This window comes from Rhizobium sp. WSM409, assembly GCF_057653825.1.
Map to the genome: position 1 here is coordinate 3264034 of NZ_CM172794.1, position 22382 is coordinate 3286415.

The window sequence follows — 22382 nt, forward strand, 5'->3', positions numbered from 1 at the left end:
GAGTTCTGACCCTTATTATCTTCCAGCTGAAACATCACAAGTGATTGGCTGTCCATGAACTTCAAGGCTTCAATCAACCGGGCCAAAAATGGTACACTTCTATTGAACTATCGTGACACAATCGCTGTTCGAACAGAACGGCTTTCGCCCTTATCCATCGGTCAAATATAGGAGATGCCTGTCTATGACTGAGAAAAAATTGAAGGTTCTCGCTGCCTCGTCGGGAGGCGGTCACTGGGAACAGCTGATGGCCATGCGCGGCGCATTCGAGGGCTGCGATATCGTCTTCGCAACGACCATCCCCGGACTGCTTGCAAAATACGACATTCGGGGCGGACTAGTCCTTCCCGATTGCAGCCGCGACTCGATTGCCATGTCGATCCGGTGCTTTTTCACCGCCTTCTCCATCGTCATCAAGCAGAGGCCCGACGTCATCATCTCGACCGGTGCCGCACCCGGCCTTTTTTGCCTGCTGGCCGGCAAATTGACGGGCAAGCGGACGATCTGGATCGATAGCGTCGCCAATGTCGAGAAGCTGTCCCTATCGGGTAAATTGGCCGGCCATATTGCGACGCTCTGGCTCACGCAATGGCAACATCTGTCGAGGCCGGATGGCCCCCATTACGCAGGAGCTGTCCTTTGATCCTTGTCACCGTTGGAACGCAGCTGCCGTTTGATCGCCTCGTCAAGGCTGTCGACACGTTCGCAAACGAACTGTCGAAACCGGTTCTGGCGCAGATCGGCAAGGGCACCTACACGCCACAGAATATGAAATGGATCAAGAATATCGAGCCCAAAGACTTTGATAACGTCTTTCGCGATGCAAGTGTCATCGTCTCTCATGCGGGAATTGGCACTGTGCTTACGGCCAAGCGTTTTGGGAAGCCGATCATTCTCGTTCCTCGCCAGGCGGCTCTCGGCGAACACCGAAACGATCATCAGCTCGCCACGGTGAGCCAGCTCGTGGGCCGGCCGGGCATCTATGTCGCAAACACCGATGACGATCTCCGGAACTATCTGCTCGAAGAGCTGGATAGCCCATCTCACGAAGATTCGTCGGAAGCCGGTCGGGCTTCGCTGGTCACCTACCTGAAAAACTATATTACGACAGTCTGACCCCCAAGAGCCGTCATAGACTTTGACGCTGACGAGCGAATATTTTCATTCTCCGCAATTTTTGCCGGCGATACGTTTGATGAGTTCAGGCGCGATGATTTTGGAGGCCATGTCGGGCTGAGGATGCCCGCCATCAGGAATCGCCGTGGCCAGATCATCCGGCGTCAGACGCTCCCAGTTGGGCCGGTGGTCGACAAACTCCAGACCACGTTTTTCCGCCTCTGCCTGATGGGCTGAGACATAACTGTCGACAAAGGGACGGATCAGCCCACGCAATCCTGAAAATGGATTCATGGCCATGACAATGATCCGCGCTTGCGGCAGGCGCTGCCGGAGCTGGTCGAGGATATCGCCGATATTCTTTCGGCTTTGCGCAAGCGACACGAACCGATGCAATGTCGCATCGTTGGCATAGAGTTCAATCAGGATGATATCCGGCTGCGTGGCAATGACGCGATCAACTTGGGCAAGGCCCCATAGTGACGTCTCGCCGCTCTTTGCAACGCTCTCGACTTTCACGGGCCTTTGCAGGCAGGCTGAAAGCCCTGTCTCAAGAGCGGACTGCCATCCCCCGCGGGCCGTCAAGGATGTTCCGAAAGCCACTATTTTCAGCGGTTGTGGACTATCGGCATGGCCGCTTTTGACCGCTGAAAACATCACCAGACACGCCAGAAACAGAACCAATCCATAAACCGGTCGCCTCGCAGTCGGCCCGGCTCGCCAAGGCAGCAAACACATCATGGGGAGACCTTGCAGCAGGCTTGTGACAATTTCGTGAAACGGCCGATCATGCCCTTTCGAGCAAGGCGAAACTATCCAACCTCACCTTGGCGGATGGCTGCTTTGGGACGCCGAGGATATTAACGACGTGAAACAGCCGCCAATCACTCCTGGCGAAATACGTGCTGCATCTGATCGGTCAGCGGCTTCGTCAGATAGGATATTACGGTCCGGTCGCCGATCTTGATAAAGACCTCGGCCGGCATGCCCGGATAGAGCTTTATCGTCTTCATCCTGGCAATGCTTTCAGCCTTCGGCTTGACGCGCAGCGGATAGTAACTGATGCCTGTGCGCTCATCCTTGACGATATCGGGCGCGATCGAGGTAATCTCACCGCTCACATCAGGCGTCGTGCGTTGATCGAAAGCGCTGAAACGCACATCGACGGACTGGCCGACGTGAACCTGGTCAATATCGCGGGTGGCGACTTTCGCCTCGACCATAAGTTCGTTATTTTCGGGAACGACGAGCATCAACGTCTGACCGGGATCAATGACACCATTGACGGTGTGAACCGAAAGTTCGTGAACTCGCCCCGTCAACGGTGCGGTAATGTCGAGACGGTGCAGCTGATCGAGCGCCGTTCCGCGGCGCTCTTCATATTCGGCGATCTGCGCCTCGACGTCGGTCAGGTCCTTTGCGATCTCCGAACGACGATCCTCATCCAGCTGGATCGACTGGCGATCGATCTCGATTGCCTTACCCTCGGCCTCCGCCTTAGCTGCGATTTCCTGGCCGCTATTGCCCTGGAGATCGGCGCGGGCGCGCTTGAGCGTATTCAAACGCTGAAGCGTGACGAGCCCCTTCTTGTAGAGCGTATCAATGCCCTCGAGCTCCTGTTCGATCAAGCCCAAGGCATCGTTGGTGGCATTGATCTGAACGACCAACCCCTTTACCTGCTCGCCCAGTTGGTCCTTGCGCGATGCCAACTGGCTCTTCATTCCGATAAGCGCCGTCCTGCGACTGTCGAACAACTTCTGCTCGCCATCGAGAAGCTTCGCCGCGGAGGTGCTGGAAGTCAGATCGCTGATGTTTTCCTCGACCTCGAACGAATCGGCGCCGATTCGTTCCGCCTTCAGACGGGCGCGGCGTGCATAAAGCTGAGCGAGCGTGCTTTCGACAATCGAGAGGTTCGCTCTTGTCGTCGTCCCATCGAGCCGTATCAGCACCTGCCCTGCCGTCACATGGTCGTTTTCGGAGACTAGCAATTCCGACACGATACCGCCTGTCAGGTGCTGGACCTTCTTGACATCACCGTCGACGACGATCACGCCCTCGCCGATGACTGCGCTCGAAAGCTCTGTCGTCGCCGCCCAACCGCCAATGCCGCAAACGAGGGCTATCGACAACACACCGACAACGGCAACATGCCGATTGAGGGAGCGTTTCGATTCACTGATAACTTTATTCACAATCTTCCCTCTGGCCTATTCGGCCGCATTCATGCCGTCGACCACGACTTTAAGCTGAGCCACGCGCTCGGCAATCGGCGTGCGCGCCGCTTCCGGCCGGCTGACCCTTGCGAGAACTTCCTCTTTGGGACCGAACGCGATCATGCGGCCATCCTGCATCATCAGCACGAAGTCGCAGACCGCCAGAACGCCGGACCGATGTGCGATGACAACGACAATGCCGCCGCGTGCACGCACGCTCATGATCGCGGCACTCAGCGCCCGCTCGCCTTCCTCGTCGAGATTGGAGTTCGGTTCGTCGAGCACGACGAGGAATGGTTCGCCGTAAAGCGCTCTTGCAAGCGCGATACGCTGCCTCTGGCCGGCTGAAAGCGCGGCACCACCTTCGCCGATTTCGGTTTCATAACCGTTCGGCAGACGAAGAATGAGATCGTGAACACGCGCCGCCCTCGCTGCGGCAACCACCGTCTCTGGCGACATTTCCTTCGCGAAACGGCAGATATTCTGCGCGACGGTCCCCGAGAAAAGCTCCACATCCTGCGGGAGATAACCAATATGCCGGCCAAGTGCGTCACCGTCCCACTGGTCGAGTGCCGCGCCATCGAGGCGAATGGATCCTCTGACTGTCGGCCAGATGCCCATCATCGCCCGCGCCAGCGACGACTTACCCGAGGCACTGTAACCAATGACCCCAAGCGCGCTCCCTGCCCGTAAGCCGAAGCTGACATCGGAGATGACCAGGCGCTGGCCCGCTGGCGGTCCGCTTGCCAAGCCCTCGACGGTGACTTGCTTGGTGGGAGCCGCGAGCGCAAGGGGGGCTGGAATCTCAGGAATGGTTTTCAGCAGGCTCGAAAGCCGCGCCCAACTCTGCTGGGCAGAAACGAAACCACGCCAATTTCCGATCGCCGCTTCGACAGGCGCCAGGGCGCGAGAGGTCAATATCGAGCCGGCGATGATAATTCCCGAAGAAGCCTGTCCTTGGATGACCAGAATTGCGCCGGTCGCGAGCGTTCCCGATTGCAAAGCAATACGGAAAATCTTCGACAAGGTGGCATACCCATTGCCGACATCCGATGCCTGCCGGGTGATCGTCCGGTATTCACTGTTCTTGCGGTCCCAGATCTCGGCCATCGTACCCGCCATGCCCATGGCGTGAATGACCTCGGAATTGCGGATCGAGGTCTGCGCAAAGGCATTTCGCATATTGGCGGAGTCAGACTGCTTTTTTGAGAGCGTACGCGTTCCCTGATTGGTCAGGAAGGTCAGAATGGCGAGAACCAGCGATCCACCGATCGCGATATATCCGATCGCCGGATGAAAGAGGAAGCAGATCACGATATAAAACGGCAACCAGGGCAGATCGAACATCGCCGTCGGGCCCATGCCGGACAGGAAGGTTCTGATCTGGTCGAAGTCGCGCAGCGGCTGAAGCCCGTCGCCGCCGATCTTGACCTTCAACGGAGCCTTGATCAGCGCCCGGAACACACGTCCGTTTACCATCTCGTCAAGCGCGCCGGCAACACGCACGAGCATCCTGCTTCGCAGAACCTCGAACGCTCCTTGGAAGACGTAAAGCATTAATGCAAGTATTGCCAGGACCGCCAGCGAGGGTATGCTTTTGCTGGGGATGACCCGGTCATACACCTCAAGCATAAAAAATGAACTTGTAAGATAGAGGATATTGATAAGCGCGCTTGCTATTCCAATGAAGACAAGTCCCCCCTTGCATTTCCTCAATGCTTTGGATGGCTCGCTGACATCAGCTGCTGAACTCTGAAACACGAAGTAATCCCTCTCTTACCGCATCGCACGAAAGCAAATATGCCCGCGCACACTCTAGCTCCGGGTCCATCACGCCCGATCAATGACACGACTGCCTTGGACCCCGACACGGCGCCGGACCCGCTTGCAAGCCCACGACCTATTACATGAATCCAACCAAAAAGTGACCAAAAATTCCAATTTATAACGAGCGGTTTCAGGGATTCTGACTTGACGCTACGCTAAATATACCAACCTAAGCAAGTGAAAATCGCAAATTGCCCAACAACGGCGCAGAGGAATGAACGCGTGGCGCGCATATGGGCGACGTTTACTGAGGCATTAACTATAAATTCAATCTATAGTTCATTTTTCCTATGAACGGCGGAAATATTTTTTTATCCGCATCTCCCCGGCCTTCGACCGCCGACACCCCTTCATCATCAAGCTTTCAAGTGTTGAACAGCGGGGCCGGCGCTCTCTAAATTTGGCGTGATTCAAACCAGCAGGTGCGACGCTTGGCTGCTATGGAACGCGTCCACATTGATATACACGCCGAGCGAGTCGGTATCGATGTGAGAAGCGCCGTCAGAAATCTTGTATTGGAAGGATTCACTGACCTTTCCGCTGAGACCGGCGATTTTCACCGCATCGACGGTATAGGTGTAATCACCATCGCTCTCCACGTGGATGACGCCGTATTTCCCGGTCAGCGTCAGGCCATGCTTATCCACTGCACTGTCACCGAAGCGACGAAGCAGCACGGTTCCATTGATTGCGCTATCGTTTTCGAGAAGGTTGCCATGATAGGCGCTGCCCGTGTCCGTGGAGATTTTCAGGCTGTCATGGGCTGCGACAATCCTGGGAACGGCGACGGTGGGTGCGGTCGGAACCTGCGCTTCGGCCGCGGGCGCCGGAGTGCTTGTCTGCGTCGGTGTTGACGGTTCGACATACGGCTCCACAACCGGCGTGGTAGGCGTCTGCTCATTGTTGGACTGGGTGTTGCCAGTCGCAGCGTCGACTTCGGCCTGCGCTTGCTCCAGCGTCTTATTGTCGTTGATCGAGAAGGTGCTCTGGAGGACAATTGCGACCGGCATCGTCAACGTCGACACCGCGCTGTCGATGATATTATCATAGAAAGAGCCGGATGCAGGCCTGTCGACCTTCAGCGCCGAGGACGACAGGTCGTCAAAGACATTACCATAAATATCGATATCGGTGCGTGTATAACTTGGGTAACCTGCAGCGCTGATCGACACGCCCCAGACGCCGTCATGGATATAGTTTCCACTGATATCGTAATTTGTCGCATTGCCCTGATCGCCAAGGCCGATACCGTAGGACCAACTATAGCCGCCGTATCCCGAGATGTCGTTGTCGTGGATGGCGATATTCGTGCCCGCGTTGGCACCTATCCCGAAACCGCCGCCGATCACGGTGTTGTCCTCGACCGCTGCATCCACAGCCCGAACAAGCACCAGGACGCCCTTTGCGCTATTGGTCTCCGTCTGCTCTAGGTGGTTACCCTTGATCAGGATATTGCTGCTGTCGTTCAACTGAACGGCGTCTGCCGCAGCGCCCTGGCTGTTGATGACCAGATTATTAACGATGGTAACGCCAATCACTTTATCCATCCAGATGCCGTCTCCATTTACCCCGGAAATCTTGCTGTTCTCGATGGTAATGTTCTGGCTGCTCTGGAAATTGACGGAACCGGGCTTGCCGGCAAGTCCGGTATTTTCGACCTCGACGTTGCGGACGGTCCAGTTGGAGACATTTCCCGCATATATCGCCGCACCCCCGGTATCAGCAATCTTGATGTTCTCCACGATGATGTTTGAAGCCTTCGAGCCGTGGATACCGTCATTGCTGCTGTGAATAACCGGCGCATCGCCAACGCCGTAACTGCCAATTGTAATCGGAGAACTGACAGTGCCGGAGTATTTCAGGTCGAATTGCTCGTTAAACACGCTTCCGGCGGCAAGCAGCACGCTGTCTCCCGGCTTTAGCCTCAGGGATTCGACAGCGGAAAGCGTCGCGAAAGCCGACTGCTCGCTCACTCCACTGTTCTGATTGGATCCTGTTGCCGAATTTACATAGTAGACGGTCACGCCGTGATCTCCCAAAGATACTGGAAAATCTTTTAACCGCGGACCTCTCTCTGCCTGCTAAAATGGAACACTAAAATGCGTTCTATCTCGCGATAATTCTTAAGCTGACCACAAAACATCTTCATTTCTTGAATATTTTGCATTGCAACAAAATTGCGTCGCACAGTTAGGTGCGATGTTACCAAATATCTCTAGTGTAAATAAAATTACTCTCCACGCATCGCGTATTAGTTTACGCCAATTGCGCCTCGAGAGAAGCATTACTTGATAAACAAATGTTACAAAATCATGGCACCAGTTACTTCGTCGAAAAGCAGGCGCCGGTGCGGGAGCCGAAGCAAGATTGAGTTTTCACGCTGTAACCCATAGTGATTATATCAACATCTCATCTGCGCATCAGAACCGCAACGTATTCTTATAAATTGCCCCTGAATAAACATTCTTCTCCTCTGAAGAAACAGAGGTCCGCATCTGCCATTTGCACTTTCACTTATTATTAACGCAATAATTACCATGCGTTTCATCGCCTTATGCGTGTTACAGGTGTGTCATTATTGTACTATACACCCGAATATGTTCACTTGCTGTTAACTGCACCCTTGACTCTCTGTATTAAGATATCCTTAATCGACCAGCTCGCTAAAGGTCAGAATTGACTTAGCAAAGAATAATTCAAGGAGAGAACTGATGGCTGTTCACGCAACCGACGATAGTGCAACATTCCTGGAAACCGACGCCATTTCAGGAAATCTGCTTTCCAACGATTCATCCGATAACGGACACTTGTTCCTGCGCGCCTTCGACGGCGCGAGCGTAGGCGCCAAGAGCGGCAACAGCCAGGTCACCGAGATCCAGGGCGACTACGGCACCTTCTTCGTTAAGCCCGATGGCAGCTACACCTATGTGCTAAGCGATGCTGCCAAGGTCAACTTCACCAATGGTGAGTTGCTCCAGGAGAAAGTCGCGTACAAGATCTCCGACGGCAGCGGTCATACCGATGTCGGCCTGTTCACCCTGAACATTCAGGGCGTAACCCAGGTAAAGCCGATCGCGGTCGACGACCACTACAGCTTCACCGAAGGCGACGCCATCGGCGGCAACGCTCTGGACAACGACATTGCCGGCGACAATGGTCATCTCTTCCTCCGTCAGTTCGGCACCACGACCGTAAACGGCGACCCGAGCGCAACGACCGACGTCGCCGGCACCTATGGCACGTTCCATGTAAAAGCGGATGGATCATTCACCTATGATCTGGCAGTAGATGTTGCTCCGGGCGATCACGTCACGGAAACCATCCAGTTCTACAAAATCTCCGACGGCGAAGGCCACACCGACGCCGGTGTTCTGACGCTCAACATCAATGGCGCGGACGCAGAAGTCTGATCGTCAATAGCCAATCAAAAACACGCCCGCAGCGAAGACGGCGGGCGTTGTTTTGTGCAAGTTGAGTCGCGTCAAGAGAAAGAGCCATGGGTGCTCAGCCTGTTGGCAACGAACTCGGAACAGTCTTTAAAAACCTGTCTCGATGATTTACTTGCTGCAGCGCTGTCGGAACCGCGCCGTCGCGGCCTCTCCAACGCTCGTCCAGCTTCGATCGAAGATCGGGCGAAGCTGTGGGCTGATCTCTCTTATCGTGGCATTGACCCTGCAACGATCGCCCCGTTTCAGCATGGTCATGAGATCGCTATCGAGCGCGCGCGCTGCCGCGGCGAGTGTTGCATTGGTGAAATCGTTCCAGAAATAAAATCGCGTCAGGATCATCACCTGGTCATACGGCGCAAGCGCAACCGAACGCTTCATCATTCCCGCGATCGAGGCCGGCTCTTCCGCAATTGTCGACTGCACAGCCGCAAGACGAAGCCAAAAATTGCTGTTCGTCGGCATACACGAAAGCGCATGCCGCAGATATTGGCGCGCACTCGAGGCCGCAGCGGCCCAGCCGTCGTAATTGACATTGACATTCTGCCGATCGAGTTGCGCCAGAACGAGGGTTACGCCAGCAGCCACGATGTCGGATCGGCAATAGTGTCCGTCAACGACGTCGACACTGCGCGACGCATATTTGGTCACGACATCATCCGCAACGGTCTCGCCACGCTCGATCCTTTCGGCGACGATCGAGATGCTGGCCGTTCTTATCGAAGCGTAGAGCTCTCGACCGGCCAGCACCACCAAGACGACGCTGACGATAACGAAGGCGATCCTGGTAATCGAAACGGACTGACTGCGGAACATCAGCTTTCGGTATAGTATCGCGAATAACGCTTATAATAGTATTCGCTCGAACCGAATGTCCGGTAGAGTTTCATCTGCGACGGGTCGACCTTGGTCAAGATAGTACCGACGCACTTCGCATAGAGTTCCGGCTCGGACAGCAGGGTCGACTGCACGACCTTGCGCGATGTCTTTCCCCACTCGATAACGAAAACCACCGCATCGAGTTTCGAATTGATAGCGCGCGCATCCACGACCGGCGCCAAGGGCGGTAGGTCGACGATAATATAGTCGAAGCTTTGACGCGCCGTTTCAAGAAGCTGATCCATGCCGCGTGAGGCAAGCAGTTCCGACGAATGCGGAACACGATACCTTGCCACCGTCGGCAAAAATGCCAGCTTTGTCTTGGGATCGAGAAGGATCAGGTCCTTGAGCGGACGGCTGTCGACGATCGCCTCGAGCAAGCCGGCCTCGGCATGGCGGCCGATCGCCCGGGTGGCACCGGGATTGCGCATATCGCCATCGATAAGCAGGCAACGCGCACCCTGCATTGCCAGAAGCTTGGCGAAATTGATGGATGTCGTCGACTTCCCCTCGCCAGGCAAGCTCGACACGACGCCGATGACCTTGCAGCGCTGATCGGCAGCACTGAGGTCGATCGCAATCTTGGCGCTTCGAAGCGTCTCGGCAAATGCCGAGAGTGGATGCTCCTCGACATAGGTCGTCGTCTTTCCGCCCCTGGCGATGCTTCGCGGATTGCTGGGATCAACGAGCGTCGGATCGTCGACGTTATTTTCAATCAGCGGCATGACCCCGAGAGACTCGACATCAAGCACGTCCCGGACATCATCGCCGGTGCGGAAGAACCGATCTCGGAATTCGCGGAAGGCCGCTATACCACTGCCAAATGCACATCCTACGAACATCGCGAAAGCAACAACGAGAGCTCTCTTCGGAGCGCTCGGCTTCGTCGGCGTCTCCGCCGTCGTGATGATGCGCGCAGCGGTAATCGGAAAGCTCTGCTGCTGAATTGCTTCCTGGTAGCGCGTCAAGAAGCTCTGATAGAGATTCTTGTAGGTATCGCGCGTGCGCTCGAGCTCGCGAAGCTGTACCTGCGTTTCGCCAGCCGTTGCGGCTACGCCCGTCGCCTGTGTAACACTGTCGCGCAAAGAGTTTTCCCGCGATTTTGCGACCTGCAGCTCGCTTTGGTAGCTCTCGGCGATGCGGTTCAACTCATCGAACATGAGCCTTTTATATTCTTCCATTTCCGCACGAAGCCGAACCGCCTGGACGTGATCGGGACCGAGCCGCGCCTCAATTTCGGTCTCAAGCTTGGAAGCCTCCAGATATTTCTTGCGCAGGTCGTTGGAAATGGAGCTGTCGAGCACATCCGTGACGATCGCATCGGTCTGCTTGGCGTCGATGATCGACTTGACGCGCGCATACCGTGCCTCGGCCTTTGCCGTCTCGGCCTGCGCATTGATCAATTGCGTATTGATCTCGGAAAGCTGCTGCTCGCTGATCAGCGTACCGGATCCGGCCTCGACAAGCCCATGCTCGCCGCGGAATTTCTGAACCGCAAGGTCGGTGTCCAGCGCCTGCTGCCGGAGTTCTTCGATGCGCTCCTGCAGCCATTGGCCGGCCCGGCGCGTCGCCTCGTATTTCGAATTGAGCTTGTCGACCAGATAGACGTCGGCGATCCCAGCCGCGATATCACGCGCTAGGTCCGGCGACTGCGCTGTATAACTGACATCGAGGACGTAGGAGCGGCCGACGCGTTCGACATCGATATTGCCTGCGACAGTCTCGGCAGCGCCTCGCCGCCTCATTTCCGGATCAGGTGCGACGGCTGCGTCATCGGCAAACCACGACCGAAAATTCATAAAGGATTTCAACGTTGAAACAGAAAAAAGCGAGCTTTTCGGTCCCATGAACTCCGGATTGTCGACGAGTTTCAGCTTGTCGACAACAGCATAGGCGATGGTGTCGGACTTCAACAGCTCGACCTGACTGAGGACAGTACCTTCGTCATCGTCCATCTGGCCGAACGCCGCCAGCTGGTTGATCACCTGACTATCGCTGCGGTCGATCAGCACGCTGGTGTCGGCGGTGTAGACAGGCACCGAAGTCAAGACATACACAATGCCGAGAATGGCAAAGGCGAAACCGCACGCCGCAACCATCCGCCACTGTCGGCGGGCGATTGCGATGAGCTTGTCGAAATCGATGAAATCAGCATCATTTCCGGTATCGCGGGAGGGGTCGATACGCGGCGTAAGTTTATCTGGCGATAGCAATTTCGATCTCCAACAAAGGCGTCAAGCGCTAAGATCTAAGGGCAATTCCAGCTATTGTATGACCGGGACACTCTGACTCGTCGACTCCGTCGGGTCGGTAGACGACTGGCCTCCCGCTCCGGTGCTGACGATCGTCGTCGTTGAAGTCGACGATGAATCATCCGAGCCGGCATTCGAAACCTTCAGCGTACCCGCAGTCGTCGCAGCGCCGTCGAACGGCGTACCATCGTCCGCTCCAGGCCCGGTTTGTCCAACTTGCCCGTCATTGCCAATGCCCGATGCGGCGGCGGCACTTGCACCCGGGCCGAGCGCCGCGGTCCCGCCTTCGGCAAGGACCTTTGCAAAGGCTGCAAGCAGCGGCGCCAGGTTCGGATCAGCGCTCGCCGCGTCGGCAACAGCCTTTTCGATCGCTAGCTTGAATTGCGGATCCGTCACCTGGCAGCTGTTTGCAGCCCGCCCGAGACCGGAGCCGATCGCCGCCATCTGTACGGCGTTAGCCTTCTTGGCCTGCTCGATCACCGGCGACAGCGCATCATTACTGCTTCCGACCAGCGCGCGAACACGCGAGGACAGAACCAACGGATCGGACATGTCGAGCAGGACGGCGGGGCTAGCCGTAAACCCGCTTATATCGACGGATGTCAGATTTGCCGGTCCTAGGCAGGCTGCCGCAAAGGCGCTTGAATTCATGCCGACATACATCGCGACGGCAATTCCGCTATATGCAAGCTTACGATAAACAGCCGATCTTGCCATAACCACAATTTCCTTCATCAAATCCGCTATAAGCCTCCGGCATCGATCATTCAGACCGATGCCGGCGACCTATTTCAATCAATTTCCAAGATCCTGTACCGCGTTACGGGTATCATTCGCATCGTCGGTCACTCCGGAAACAGTGGATGATACCGAGTTCACGATGTCAAGGAACTTGACCAGTTCAACAGAGTCCGAATTGGAAATATAGATAATATCCTTGTCTTCCATCTTGAACTGCTGAACAGCAAACAAGGTTGCCGGGTCACGCATGTTCGCACGGATGATCACTGGAACCATTTCACTCGCAAATCTCGTCGTGTCCACGTGCATCGCTTGAACCGTTTTCTTCGGGACAAGACGATAGAGCAAGACCTGAGCCGGATCGGCGCGGTCGTCGCGCAGGCCGCCCGCCTTGGCGATTGCCTCTCCAAGGGTCAGGTTAGACTCTTCGAAATCGAAGCGGCCACTGGTGCCTGCGGCGCCGAGCATAAGAAAGGTACGGCGCTCATGATCGATCGAGATCGTATCATCCGGTGCGACATAGATATTTTCGGCCGGGTTCTTCAACAGCGTGGTGTAGGCGACGGTTGCCGTCTTGCCGCGGCGCTGCAGCGTCACATTCGTTTCGATATTGTTGGTCGTCAAACCGCCCGCGGCGGAAATGACATCGAGAACACGCTCACCCGCCGGGCTGATCTCAACGCGCTGCGGATTGTTGACATCGCCGAGGATGGCAACCTGACTGGAGCGGCTTGTCGTTGTCGTAATAACTACCTGCGGTTCGATCGCGCGGCTCGCCAGGCGATCCTCGACGTCCTGCTCTACGGTCTCCTTCAGGCGACCGGCAGCCGGAACCCGACCCGCATAGGGAATTGTGATCGTTCCGTTTCTATCGATGGTCTGCTCTGGCAGCGAGATGTAATTGCCGGGTCGGCTACCTGCATCGGACGGAATGAAGAGACCGCCGGACTGAGCTTCGAAGATGGCAACCGAAACGACATCGCCGTAACCGAGTGGAATTTCGGGCGCCCCGCCTCGGCCACCACCAAACCCTTTGAACGAGGTCGGCTGGGGAGCGGTAAAATACGACAGAACGTTCTTGCTGAGATCAACCAGGGCGTAGTCGATACCGACACGACGTTCCTTCGTCGTCACTTTCACCGCTGCATCTCGATCAACGTCTTTGTGATCGGGACCGGATCTTGGTAACGACGTGCAGCTTGCCAATATAGTCGTCAGCGCTACAACAATGGCGACGCGTGTACTACCGATACGAGAACAACCCATAGAATACCCTGTGTTGACGCCCTTGAAGCTACTGCCCCGCGATCTGACAAAATACAAGACAATCCCCGATCAATAACACTGAAAGCCGATTAACAATCCCCTAACTGTGGCAGGCTGGCAACGCCGAGCCCCTTAGGAAGCGAAAAACGACTTCGGCCCGACTTTTCTTGCGTCGCAACAATCCGAAGGCTGCACCCGCTATAAAATTTCTTGGGTTTCAGAGTCAACCGTTCGCACCTGCACAATCGATCTTTTCCGAAAATCTTATTAAAATCCATCCATTTAAACTTTACGTGGTTAACGGCCGCTCATATGCCATGTCCGCCTCTCCGTTGCTACGCCCGAGACATATCGCGACAACCGCACTCAGGAAGGCGGAGTAAAACACAGCAAAACCCGGTATCTGCAGCGAAAAATCGACCGCCGCATGAAGGGCGACCAAAACGGTCGCCGCTAGGCCAAGAAGAACATAGTGCCTGAGACGCCGTCTTTGGGCGAGCCCGTGCCAGAACACTCTGGCAAGCACCGACAAGGCAAGGACTGTCGCAATCGGGAACAATATTCCGAGGCCCAGAAATCCTTCGAGATAGAAATTATGCGCACGGTCGAAGACTCCAAAAATACCGCAAGCCGGATCGCGGTAGGCGGAAAACACGGTCCGGAAGGTTCCGAGCCCCGTTCCCGTCAACCAATGATCCGAGACGGCACGCCATATGCCCGGCAGAATGCAAAACCGATCGTCATCCTCGAGTCGCCGCTCTTGCGCACGCAAAATCGCCTGGCCCGCAAACACGGTCAGCAACAGTACGACGAAAGCAATCGCCGAGAGGAGCTTCAGCAGCGAACGCCATCTTGGCGCCGGTCTCAGATGACGCCTCGAGCCGTTCCAATTAATGACAAGCCATGGAAAATAGACGAGAGCGGCAACAAAGGTCGCAAATATCCCGGCGCGCGAGCGGCTCAGCATCAGCGCGGTGAAGCATGCGCATAAGAACAGGATATAGATCCACGATCTCAAGAGGAGAGCGTTTCGGCCCGGCTCGCCGGGCGGATACTTCGAATAGGCTCGGGTAATATCCCTGACCAAGGTCAGCATCAGCAGCGTTCCAAGCCCGAGGAAGGTCGCAGCAGTATTACGGTTGACGAAGACCGCAGTCAGGCTGTCGAGGTAGGCGTGTTTTTCGACGACGATCAAAATTTTGGGAAACAGCAAAAACTGCATCAGGCCGAAAACAGCGATGATACCCGCCGTAAGCCCGAGCCCGGTGAGCACTTTCCTCGCGCGCTGATCGGTATCGCATAAGAGAAGCCCGGTCAGGAACGTGACGAAAGGCAGCGCGACCCAGAGGATCGACGCGAGCGTGTCGGCCGGTTCGACCGAGATCGCCGCGGACTGGGCACCTGCAAGGTCACGCGCAGCATTCCAGGCGGGATTCGCCAACCAATTGGCGGGCAGTTCGGTGGTTTGGATGAACGCCCAGCCCGCCAGGACGACGAGTAGAAACAAAGCGATACTGAAAACCCATCTGCTTTGTCTCGGCTCTCTAAACAGCAATCCCGAAATGATGGCGAGGACAAACATCCCGATCGCGGCGAAGGCGAAGGGAAAGGGTGTAACGCTCCCGAACGGTATGAGCGTCAATATAACGAGGCCGATGAAGGCAAAAAGCAAAACCTCTCGCAAGACCCGCTTATTGATGAGGTTGGAGAACATGTGAATTCGTTTACCAGAGTAGGCAGCGACCAAAGCCATTGCAACCAAAGAGATTAATTTACTCGTACTAACATAAGTTGAACATCAAGCACTTGCGTGCTAAAGTGTAACAGAATTCCACATCGTTTAAAATTGTCGCGAAAGGTTTAAGCCAATCGAGACAAGGCCCGGCTATGCTCCTTCCAAGCAGCAGAAACGGGACAGATATTCTGCGCCCAATACTTGGCAGATCATCAGATCGCCATGCCATTGACCGAGAAAAAAGGCAAGCCTGATCTCAATCGGTTGTCCTGACAGGGATTTAAGAGATGAAGAAAACATTCGTTACACTTCTGGCACTGGCCCTTACAGCAGGCAATGCGTGCTCGGCATTTGCCGCCGGTCCCGCAGGTTTTGCCCGCGGTCTGACCGGTAATTCGGCGGTCAGTTATATCTCTGAAAAAGGCAAGATCATTCCGCCTTTCGCCCAGGTGCTGTTCTGCGCCCAGAACCCGACCGAATGCCGCGACAACAACGGTTTGGCGGTCGTTGCGATGACCGACAAGCAAATGCTGCAACTGAATGACGTCAACACCGCCGTCAATCGCACGATGGTCGGCCGGAACGACTCCCGCAACGAACTGAATGGCGACGTCTGGAAGGTAAATGTACGCAGCGGCGACTGCGAAGATTTCGCGTTGACCAAGCGCAGCCGGCTAATCGCGATGGGCTGGTCGTCGCGCGCTTTGCGGATCGCGACGGCATATACGCCCTCCGGTGAAGGACATGCGGTCCTCGTCGTCAGGACCGACAGGGGCGATCTCGTCCTCGACAACCGGAAAAGTAGCATCAAGAACTGGCGCGATACCGATCTGCGCTGGGACAAGATTCAATCGGGAACAGACCCCTACGTCTGGTATCGGCTATAACAGCCGAGGCAGCGACATAGACTGATTGATCCAGTTTCCGGATTGAAGTCGAGCCTGCTCTGACGAGCCGCTCGACTTGTCATATCGCCCACACAAACCTATGTTTTGGCTATCGACGGGGCAGCGCGCGGTAAGCTGCGGTGCCCGGAGTTCGATTTCCGATATGGGTACCAGGCGATCTTCGGTATTGTCTTTTCGTCCAGATTAACTATGACGAACTCATGCTGCGACGCAGCATGACGTTCTACTCTAATGATTTGAGGGAAATATGCGCATCACGATGATTGGATCAGGCTATGTCGGCCTCGTTTCAGGCGTTTGCTTTGCGGATTTCGGCCACGACGTCATCTGCGTCGACAAGGATCTGAGTAAGATCGAAGCCCTTCGCGAAGGCCGCATTCCGATCTACGAGCCAGGTCTGGAACAATTGGTCGCCGAAAATACCAGCACCGGCCGACTGTCGTTTTCGACGGATGTCGGCGAAAGTGTCCGCAGCGCCGATGTCGTGTTCATCGCAGTCGGCACGCCGTCCCGGCGCGGCGACGGCCACGCAGACCTTTCCTATGTCTATGCCGCTGCACGCGAGATTGCCACCTATGTGGAAGGCTTCACGGTCATCGTCACCAAGTCGACCGTGCCGGTCGGCACGGGAGACGAGGTCGAGCGCATCATGCGCGAAACCAATCCTGCGGCGGATGTCGCCGTCGTTTCCAATCCGGAATTCCTGCGTGAAGGTGCGGCGATCGAAGACTTCAAGCGGCCCGACCGTATCGTCATCGGGCTGAACGACGACCGGGCGCGCGAAACCATGACCGAGGTCTACCGCCCGCTCTATCTCAACCAGGCCCCCTTGGTCTTCACCACCCGCCGCACCTCGGAACTGATCAAATATGCGGCCAATGCCTTCCTCGCAATGAAGATCACCTTCATCAACGAGATCGCCGATCTCTGCGAACGGGTCGACGCAAACGTCCAGGACGTTTCGCGCGGAATCGGTCTCGACGGCCGTATCGGCTCCAAGTTCCTGCATGCCGGCCCGGGTTACGGCGGTTCGTGCTTCCCCAAGGATACGCTTGCCCTTGCCAAGACGGCGCAGGATTACGACGCGCCGATGCGTCTCATCGAGACGACGATCTCGATCAATGACAACCGCAAGCGGGCAATGGGACGCAAAGTCATTTCGGCCGTCGGCGGAGACATTCGCGGCAAGAAGATCGCGATCCTCGGCCTGACCTTCAAGCCGAACACCGACGATATGCGCGACAGCCCGGCGATCGCAGTCATCCAGACCCTGCAGGACAACGGAGCCGAAGTGGTTGGCTACGATCCCGAGGGCATGGAAAACGCCCGTAAGGTGATCGAGAACATCGAATATGCGAGCGGCCCTTATGAAGCAGCCGCTGGTGCGGATGCGCTTGTCATCGTCACCGAATGGAACCAGTTCCGCGCGCTCGATTTCAATCGCTTGAAGCAGTCGATGCGCGCTCCGATCCTGGTCGATCTGCGCAATATCTACCGCAGCGACGAGGTCCGCAAACACGGCTTTACCTATACCGGCATCGGCACCAACCTTTATCAGGACGTGACCGGCGCCTGAGATAGCCTGCTGAATATCTGATCGTCCTGACGCCGCGGAGCATAAACCGCGGCGTTTGGTTTTGAGCATGATGCCGAAAGTGCAAGCGTTTCGGACGACACCATGCTCGCCGACTTAAAGAATTCCGACCCGCGTTCCCTTTATCGTCAGCACGGTCAGCCGGCCCGTCGCCGAAACCGCAGTGTCGATGCCGATGCGTTGCGGACCGAATGTCGGGATTCGCGCCGGGGTGTGCCCATGGATCACCAGGACAGGAAGCTGCGGCCCTTCATTCAGGAAGGGCTGACGGATCCACATGAGGTCACTGTCCTTCTGCTTCTTGAGGTCGATGCCCGGCTTGATGCCCGCATGAACAAAGACGACCCTTCCCATCCGCACCATGATCGGCAATGATTCAAGGAATTGGATATGCCGTTCGGGTATCATGTTGCGAATGACGCGGGCGATTGTTTCGCTTCCAGCCGCCGACTGCAGCAGATGCTCGATATCGATACCGTATGAGTGCAGCGTCTCCGTTCCGGCAAAGCCGAGCCATTCGAGAATGCTCGCCGGTTTGCGATAGAGCTTCACCAGTTCCGCGTCATGATTGCCGCACAGGACGAGACGTTGAAACCCCGGCGGCGGGGTCTTGCTCAGGAACTCCAGCACCGCGCTCGAATCGGGCCCGCGATCGACATAATCGCCGAGCATGACGATGAGTTTCGGTCCCGGAATGCGCGCGGCATCCTGCTCGATGCGGCGATGTGCCTCAACGAGTTCATTATAACAGCCGTGAACATCGCTCATCGCGTAGACCGCAGCGAATTCGCCTTCGGCAAACGTCAGCCGAGCGCGTTTTTTACGGTTGCCAGCCAGTATCTGTATCTGTTGTCGCCATGGCCCTAGATAGTTAAACATGGAACCCATTTATGAGACCCGACCGAATGGCGGGTTGTCGGAAATAATCCATCTCTTATCATCGCTGCAACGGCATGAGGCTCAGTGTTCATAAGAATTTGGCCTGATCGCGGCCCACCGAAGTTGTAACCGGAACCAATTGCCACATTCAGAGTGACATAGTCCTTCGCCATTTGCTGCACCGCCTGCGGCAGGTTGGTCTGACTGGTCGCGGCCGAACGCTGCGCATCCAGCACATCAAGCACATCAAGCACATCAAGCAAGGATGATCGTCCATCCTTGTGGCTCCCGATTGAAAGCGCAAGAGTCTCCTGCGTGGTCTTCATTTGAGCGCGCAGCGCCTGCGACTCGGCAACACCGATATTGGTCGTTGCAGCGGCGAGGTCTTGCGGATGTAATCATTCATACTTGGGAGGGTGCTGCGGTTAATATTACGCTATAGTTTGCTATATGATGGTTAATCCGACGTTAAACCGGCGATTATTGCGTTTCTCGCGACGTTATCGGCTAATATTCCCCAAATGGAGGAGCCACGGGTATCGGATATCCACAGGCGAGACCTTCGGAAAAGCTGCAAAAATCAACCATAACGAGAGCCATCAGGGAAAAATAAACGTTAAAGAAGATGATGCTTGACGCCCCCGCGGCGCAGCATGATGATGGCGCGTTGCGAGTGTGAATGACATTTCTTGATCAGGAATCTCAGATCCAAAACTGCGGGGTGCAAAGTGGAAACTGCGGTTGATTCGAAACTTATCGAGGCGATCACCTACGACGAAGACAGCCGGCATCTACGGGTCTATCTGACCAACGGTCAGAGGCGAGAATATGAAGGCGTTCCCAAGGGCGTCGTCGTCGGGTTGACGATGGCGGAATCACCGGGAAATTTCTACATGAAGGCAATCAGGGGCAAATATCCTCCTCGCCCCTAATGTCCTATCGATCACGACGATAGGATCATTGTTCCAGCAAAGATGCGGGACCGGCATTCCCGGTCCCGCAATCATTTTCCCGCCGAGCGGCGGTGCACACGTCAATAACGGCCGAGAAAATCGCGGACCGCATCGATCTCGAGCGGCGCAATCTCGTGACCGCCGGGATGCCAGACCGTCCTGACCTCCGCCCCTCGGTTTTTCAGATGTTCGGACAGCGCCTCGGTCATGGAGACAGGCGCAATCGGGTCTCGCTGCCCGGCCGTCATCAGCACCTTTCTTCCCGCCAGCGGCGACTGGGCTTCGGGTTGAAACGGAATGAGCGGGTGCATCAGAACCGCGGCATCGAAGATACCCTTCTCGATCAGGACATTGGCAAGAATATTTGCGCCATTCGAAAAACCCAGGCCGAGAATATTGGAAGCCTGGTACTCGTCCGCGAATGCCTTGACGTAGGCGGCCATCTTCTCCGTCACCCGGGAAAGGTCGGGCATGTCGTAGACCCCCTCCCCGGTGCGGCGAAAGAACCGCGCCGCGCCGTGTTCGGAAACATCGCCGCGCGGCGAGAGAATCGTCGCTTCGGGCAGCAGGTGCCGACCGAAGTCGAAAAACTGGTTCTCGTCGCCACCCGTGCCGTGCAGCACCAGCAGGATGGGTTTATCAGGTGCACCGGCATGCAGCCGGTGCACATATCCGGTTTCGGTCATATCGCCTCTCCTTACGCTTCGAGCGGCTGCAGGTGCTGCTCGAGCAGCGCGCGAAGATGGGCGTGCTGCTGCGGCAGTTTCAGGGCTTCGCCGAGATGAGCCGTATCCTCGTCGCGGTCGAAGCCAGGTTCATTGGTCGCGACCTCGAACAGCACGCCGCCCGGCGTGCGGAAATAGATCGCCCAGAAATAATCGCGGTCGATCACCGGCGTGACCTGATAGCCGGTGTCCATCAGTGCCTTGCGCACTTCGAGCTGCTTCTCGCGGTTTTCGACGGCGAAGGCGACATGGTGGACGGAGCCGGCGCCGGGAAGCGCGCGGGCAATGTTCGGCATGGTCTCGAGATCGATGAGATGCGCGCCATTGCCGGAGGGCATGATCAGCCGCCTGACGCCGTCCCTTTCCTCGGCGACCTCATAGCCCATGAACTTCAGGAGTTCGGCCGTTGCGCCCTCGTCCCTCAGCCGCATGGCGACGGAGTGGAAGCCACGAATGGCATGGTCCTCGCTGATGCCGCCATGTGTCCAGGACTGGCGGGTATCATCCTCGACCTCGACGAGGGCGAAGCCATCGCCATCGGGGCCGGAAAAATTCAGCCGCATTTCGCCGAAACTTTCCTCGGCCTTCAGGCCGCCGACACCAAGCGCGGCAAGGCGATCGCTCCAGAAGCCGAGCGAACCCTTGGGAACGGAAAACACCGTCGTGCCGACCTCTCCGGTGCCGGGACGGCCCTGCGCCATCTTCGGGAACGGGAAATAGGTCATGACCGTGCCGGGCGCACCGGTCTCGTCACCATAATAGAGGTGATAGACATCAGGCGCGTCGAAATTGACAGTCTTCTTGACGCGGCGCAGGCCGAGCGCATGGGTGAAAAACTGGTTGTTGGTGCGGGCGTCCTGCGCCATCGACGTGACGTGGTGCAGACCCTTGATCTGATCGAGCATGTCAAACCCCTTTCATGCCCGCCGTTGCGGGCTTTCGATGAGGCTAAGATGCGCGCTGAAGCGCCCGTATAACAGACCCGCAGAGCAAAACGCATTGTCTTCTTTTAGTGAACGAACATCGACTTGTGTTCACACTAAAGCATGTCGCGCAAAAGTGTGCAGCAGCGAATCTGAAAGATTGCGTCCCGCTTAGGCCCCATGGGGATCGGCCGGCAATTGCCAGTCGATCGGCGCACGGCCGCGCGACTGCAGGAAGGCATTCGCCTTCGAAAAATGCCCACAGCCGAAAAACCCGTTATGGGCCGAAAGTGGCGAGGGATGCGGCGCTCTGAGCACGAGATGCCGCGTCGTGTCGACGAAGGCGGCCTTGCGTTGGGCATAGGAACCCCAGAGCATGAAGACGACGGATTCGCATTCATCGTTGACCTTGCGGATGACGGCGTCGGTGAAGCGTTCCCACCCCTTGCCCTGATGAGCAGCCGCCTGCCCTTCCTCGACGGTCAGCACGCTGTTCAGCAGGAGTACGCCCTGCTTTGCCCAATGTTCGAGAAAACCGTGACGTGCCGGCGCTATGCCAAGATCCGTCTCCATCTCCTTGTAGATATTGACCAGGGAGGGCGGTATGCGCACGCCCGGCCGGACACTGAAACACAGCCCATGGGCCTGCCCAAGTCCATGATAGGGATCCTGGCCGAGGATGACGGCCTTGACGTTGGAGATCGGCGTCAGATCGAGGGCGCGGAAATATTCGCTGCCCTTGGGGAAAATCCGCTTGCCGACCTCTTTCTGCGTGACGAGGAAGGATTTGAGCTGTTGCATGTAGGGGCTCGAAAACTCCCCCTCCAGCGCGGCCTTCCAGCTCCCCTCGAGACTGATGGATGTATCGCTCATCTAGGAAAATCCTTCGCATATGACGAAACAACGGACACACGGTTCTAACAAA

19 protein-coding genes and 1 pseudogene are annotated in these 22382 nt (G+C 56.4%); 6 read left to right on the forward strand and 14 right to left on the reverse strand.

Annotated features, from left to right (window positions below; all coding sequences use genetic code 11):
* The first annotated feature begins 184 nt into the window (after positions 1-184).
* Both AC25BC_RS16320 and AC25BC_RS16325 read left to right on the forward strand, forming a co-directional pair.
* Complete coding sequence (locus AC25BC_RS16320) at positions 185-643, forward strand: glycosyltransferase family protein (RefSeq protein ID WP_012758612.1); 459 nt, start codon at positions 185-187, stop codon at positions 641-643.
* A complete protein-coding gene (locus tag AC25BC_RS16325) occupies positions 640-1116 on the forward strand; it encodes a glycosyltransferase (protein WP_003561862.1) in 477 nt (158 codons plus the stop codon). The genes AC25BC_RS16320 and AC25BC_RS16325 overlap by 4 nt, the downstream gene beginning before the upstream one ends.
* A 45-nt stretch (positions 1117-1161) precedes the next feature.
* On the opposite strand, the gene AC25BC_RS16330 is transcribed toward AC25BC_RS16325, so the two are convergent.
* The 4 genes from AC25BC_RS16330 to AC25BC_RS16345 form a co-directional block, all read right to left on the reverse strand.
* Positions 1162-1857 (reverse strand): SGNH/GDSL hydrolase family protein, encoded by a 696-nt coding sequence (locus AC25BC_RS16330; protein WP_012758613.1) that lies wholly within the window; start codon positions 1855-1857, stop codon positions 1162-1164.
* 143 nt (positions 1858-2000) lie between these two features.
* On the reverse strand, positions 2001-3308 hold the full coding sequence (locus AC25BC_RS16335) for an HlyD family type I secretion periplasmic adaptor subunit (RefSeq protein WP_012758614.1): 1308 nt from the start codon (positions 3306-3308) through the stop codon (positions 2001-2003).
* 15 nt (positions 3309-3323) lie between these two features.
* Positions 3324-5090 carry a type I secretion system permease/ATPase gene (locus AC25BC_RS16340; RefSeq protein ID WP_012758615.1) on the reverse strand — a complete coding sequence of 589 codons (1767 nt, stop codon included), beginning with the start codon at positions 5088-5090 and terminating at the stop codon, positions 3324-3326.
* 476 nt (positions 5091-5566) lie between these two features.
* Positions 5567-7180 (reverse strand): right-handed parallel beta-helix repeat-containing protein, encoded by a 1614-nt coding sequence (locus tag AC25BC_RS16345; protein WP_012758616.1) that lies wholly within the window; start codon positions 7178-7180, stop codon positions 5567-5569.
* A 687-nt stretch (positions 7181-7867) separates the two neighbouring features.
* Between AC25BC_RS16345 and rapA2 the strand changes: the two genes are divergently transcribed.
* Positions 7868-8566: a calcium-binding lectin RapA2 gene (gene rapA2, locus AC25BC_RS16350; protein ID WP_012758617.1), complete on the forward strand. Its 699-nt coding sequence runs from the start codon at positions 7868-7870 to the stop codon at positions 8564-8566.
* 147 nt (positions 8567-8713) lie between these two features.
* On the opposite strand, the gene AC25BC_RS16355 is transcribed toward rapA2, so the two are convergent.
* The 5 genes from AC25BC_RS16355 to AC25BC_RS16375 all read right to left on the reverse strand — a co-directional run bounded on the left by AC25BC_RS16355 (position 8714) and on the right by AC25BC_RS16375 (position 15454).
* Entirely contained in the window at positions 8714-9418 is a 705-nt protein-coding gene (locus tag AC25BC_RS16355; RefSeq protein ID WP_012758618.1) for a hypothetical protein, read from the reverse strand.
* The gene (locus AC25BC_RS16360; RefSeq protein ID WP_003561870.1) at positions 9418-11694 is read right to left on the reverse strand and encodes a polysaccharide biosynthesis tyrosine autokinase; all 2277 of its coding nucleotides are present in this window, start codon (positions 11692-11694) and stop codon (positions 9418-9420) included. Before AC25BC_RS16360 ends, AC25BC_RS16355 begins: the two co-directional genes overlap by 1 nt.
* Before the next feature lie 51 nt (positions 11695-11745).
* A complete protein-coding gene (locus tag AC25BC_RS16365; RefSeq protein ID WP_012758619.1) occupies positions 11746-12450 on the reverse strand; it encodes a hypothetical protein in 705 nt (234 codons plus the stop codon).
* A gap of 78 nt (positions 12451-12528) precedes the next feature.
* The gene (locus tag AC25BC_RS16370; protein WP_050563528.1) at positions 12529-13740 is read right to left on the reverse strand and encodes a polysaccharide biosynthesis/export family protein; all 1212 of its coding nucleotides are present in this window, start codon (positions 13738-13740) and stop codon (positions 12529-12531) included.
* A 289-nt stretch (positions 13741-14029) separates the two neighbouring features.
* Positions 14030-15454, reverse strand: coding sequence for an O-antigen ligase family protein (locus AC25BC_RS16375; RefSeq protein WP_012758621.1), 1425 nt, complete (start codon positions 15452-15454; stop codon positions 14030-14032).
* 308 nt (positions 15455-15762) lie between these two features.
* Here AC25BC_RS16375 and AC25BC_RS16380 point away from each other — a divergent pair, with 308 nt between their 5' ends.
* Together AC25BC_RS16380 and AC25BC_RS16385 are read left to right on the forward strand one after the other, a co-directional pair.
* Positions 15763-16362, forward strand: a complete 600-nt coding sequence (locus tag AC25BC_RS16380) for a transglutaminase-like cysteine peptidase (protein WP_012758622.1) — start codon at positions 15763-15765, stop codon at positions 16360-16362.
* A gap of 268 nt (positions 16363-16630) precedes the next feature.
* The gene (locus tag AC25BC_RS16385; protein WP_012758623.1) at positions 16631-17959 is read left to right on the forward strand and encodes a UDP-glucose dehydrogenase family protein; all 1329 of its coding nucleotides are present in this window, start codon (positions 16631-16633) and stop codon (positions 17957-17959) included.
* A gap of 114 nt (positions 17960-18073) precedes the next feature.
* Here AC25BC_RS16385 and AC25BC_RS16390 read toward each other — a convergent pair whose 3' ends face one another.
* Positions 18074-18865, reverse strand: a complete 792-nt coding sequence (locus tag AC25BC_RS16390; protein WP_041935568.1) for a metallophosphoesterase — start codon at positions 18863-18865, stop codon at positions 18074-18076.
* A 95-nt stretch (positions 18866-18960) separates the two neighbouring features.
* A pseudogene (locus tag AC25BC_RS16395) lies at positions 18961-19197 on the reverse strand (TolC family protein); the annotation flags it as partial.
* Between the two features lie 348 nt (positions 19198-19545).
* On the opposite strand from AC25BC_RS16395, the gene AC25BC_RS16400 reads away from it, so the two are divergent.
* Positions 19546-19788, forward strand: coding sequence for a KTSC domain-containing protein (locus tag AC25BC_RS16400; protein WP_012758625.1), 243 nt, complete (start codon positions 19546-19548; stop codon positions 19786-19788).
* Between the two features lie 101 nt (positions 19789-19889).
* On the opposite strand, the gene AC25BC_RS16405 is transcribed toward AC25BC_RS16400, so the two are convergent.
* The 3 genes from AC25BC_RS16405 to ung all read right to left on the reverse strand — a co-directional run bounded on the left by AC25BC_RS16405 (position 19890) and on the right by ung (position 22330).
* Complete coding sequence (locus tag AC25BC_RS16405) at positions 19890-20495, reverse strand: alpha/beta hydrolase (RefSeq protein WP_012758626.1); 606 nt, start codon at positions 20493-20495, stop codon at positions 19890-19892.
* Positions 20496-20506: 11 nt separating this feature from the next.
* Positions 20507-21439 carry a VOC family protein gene (locus tag AC25BC_RS16410; RefSeq protein ID WP_012758627.1) on the reverse strand — a complete coding sequence of 311 codons (933 nt, stop codon included), beginning with the start codon at positions 21437-21439 and terminating at the stop codon, positions 20507-20509.
* A 189-nt stretch (positions 21440-21628) separates the two neighbouring features.
* The gene (gene ung, locus AC25BC_RS16415; protein WP_012758628.1) at positions 21629-22330 is read right to left on the reverse strand and encodes a uracil-DNA glycosylase; all 702 of its coding nucleotides are present in this window, start codon (positions 22328-22330) and stop codon (positions 21629-21631) included.
* Positions 22331-22382 lie beyond the last annotated feature (52 nt).

Bases quoted from the DNA above. Each gene is read 5' to 3' on its own strand.
- AC25BC_RS16320 (WP_012758612.1), top strand. From the start codon at position 185: ATGACTGAGAAAAAATTGAAGGTTCTCGCTGCCTCGTCGGGAGGCGGT.
- AC25BC_RS16330 (WP_012758613.1), bottom strand. From the start codon at position 1,857: ATGATGTGTTTGCTGCCTTGGCGAGCCGGGCCGACTGCGAGGCGACCG.
- rapA2 (WP_012758617.1), top strand. From the start codon at position 7,868: ATGGCTGTTCACGCAACCGACGATAGTGCAACATTCCTGGAAACCGAC.
- AC25BC_RS16355 (WP_012758618.1), bottom strand. From the start codon at position 9,418: ATGTTCCGCAGTCAGTCCGTTTCGATTACCAGGATCGCCTTCGTTATC.
- AC25BC_RS16365 (WP_012758619.1), bottom strand. From the start codon at position 12,450: ATGGCAAGATCGGCTGTTTATCGTAAGCTTGCATATAGCGGAATTGCC.
- AC25BC_RS16370 (WP_050563528.1), bottom strand. From the start codon at position 13,740: ATGGGTTGTTCTCGTATCGGTAGTACACGCGTCGCCATTGTTGTAGCG.
- AC25BC_RS16375 (WP_012758621.1), bottom strand. From the start codon at position 15,454: ATGTTCTCCAACCTCATCAATAAGCGGGTCTTGCGAGAGGTTTTGCTT.
- AC25BC_RS16380 (WP_012758622.1), top strand. From the start codon at position 15,763: ATGAAGAAAACATTCGTTACACTTCTGGCACTGGCCCTTACAGCAGGC.
- AC25BC_RS16385 (WP_012758623.1), top strand. From the start codon at position 16,631: ATGCGCATCACGATGATTGGATCAGGCTATGTCGGCCTCGTTTCAGGC.
- AC25BC_RS16390 (WP_041935568.1), bottom strand. From the start codon at position 18,865: ATGGGTTCCATGTTTAACTATCTAGGGCCATGGCGACAACAGATACAG.
- AC25BC_RS16405 (WP_012758626.1), bottom strand. From the start codon at position 20,495: ATGACCGAAACCGGATATGTGCACCGGCTGCATGCCGGTGCACCTGAT.
- AC25BC_RS16410 (WP_012758627.1), bottom strand. From the start codon at position 21,439: ATGCTCGATCAGATCAAGGGTCTGCACCACGTCACGTCGATGGCGCAG.
- ung (WP_012758628.1), bottom strand. From the start codon at position 22,330: ATGAGCGATACATCCATCAGTCTCGAGGGGAGCTGGAAGGCCGCGCTG.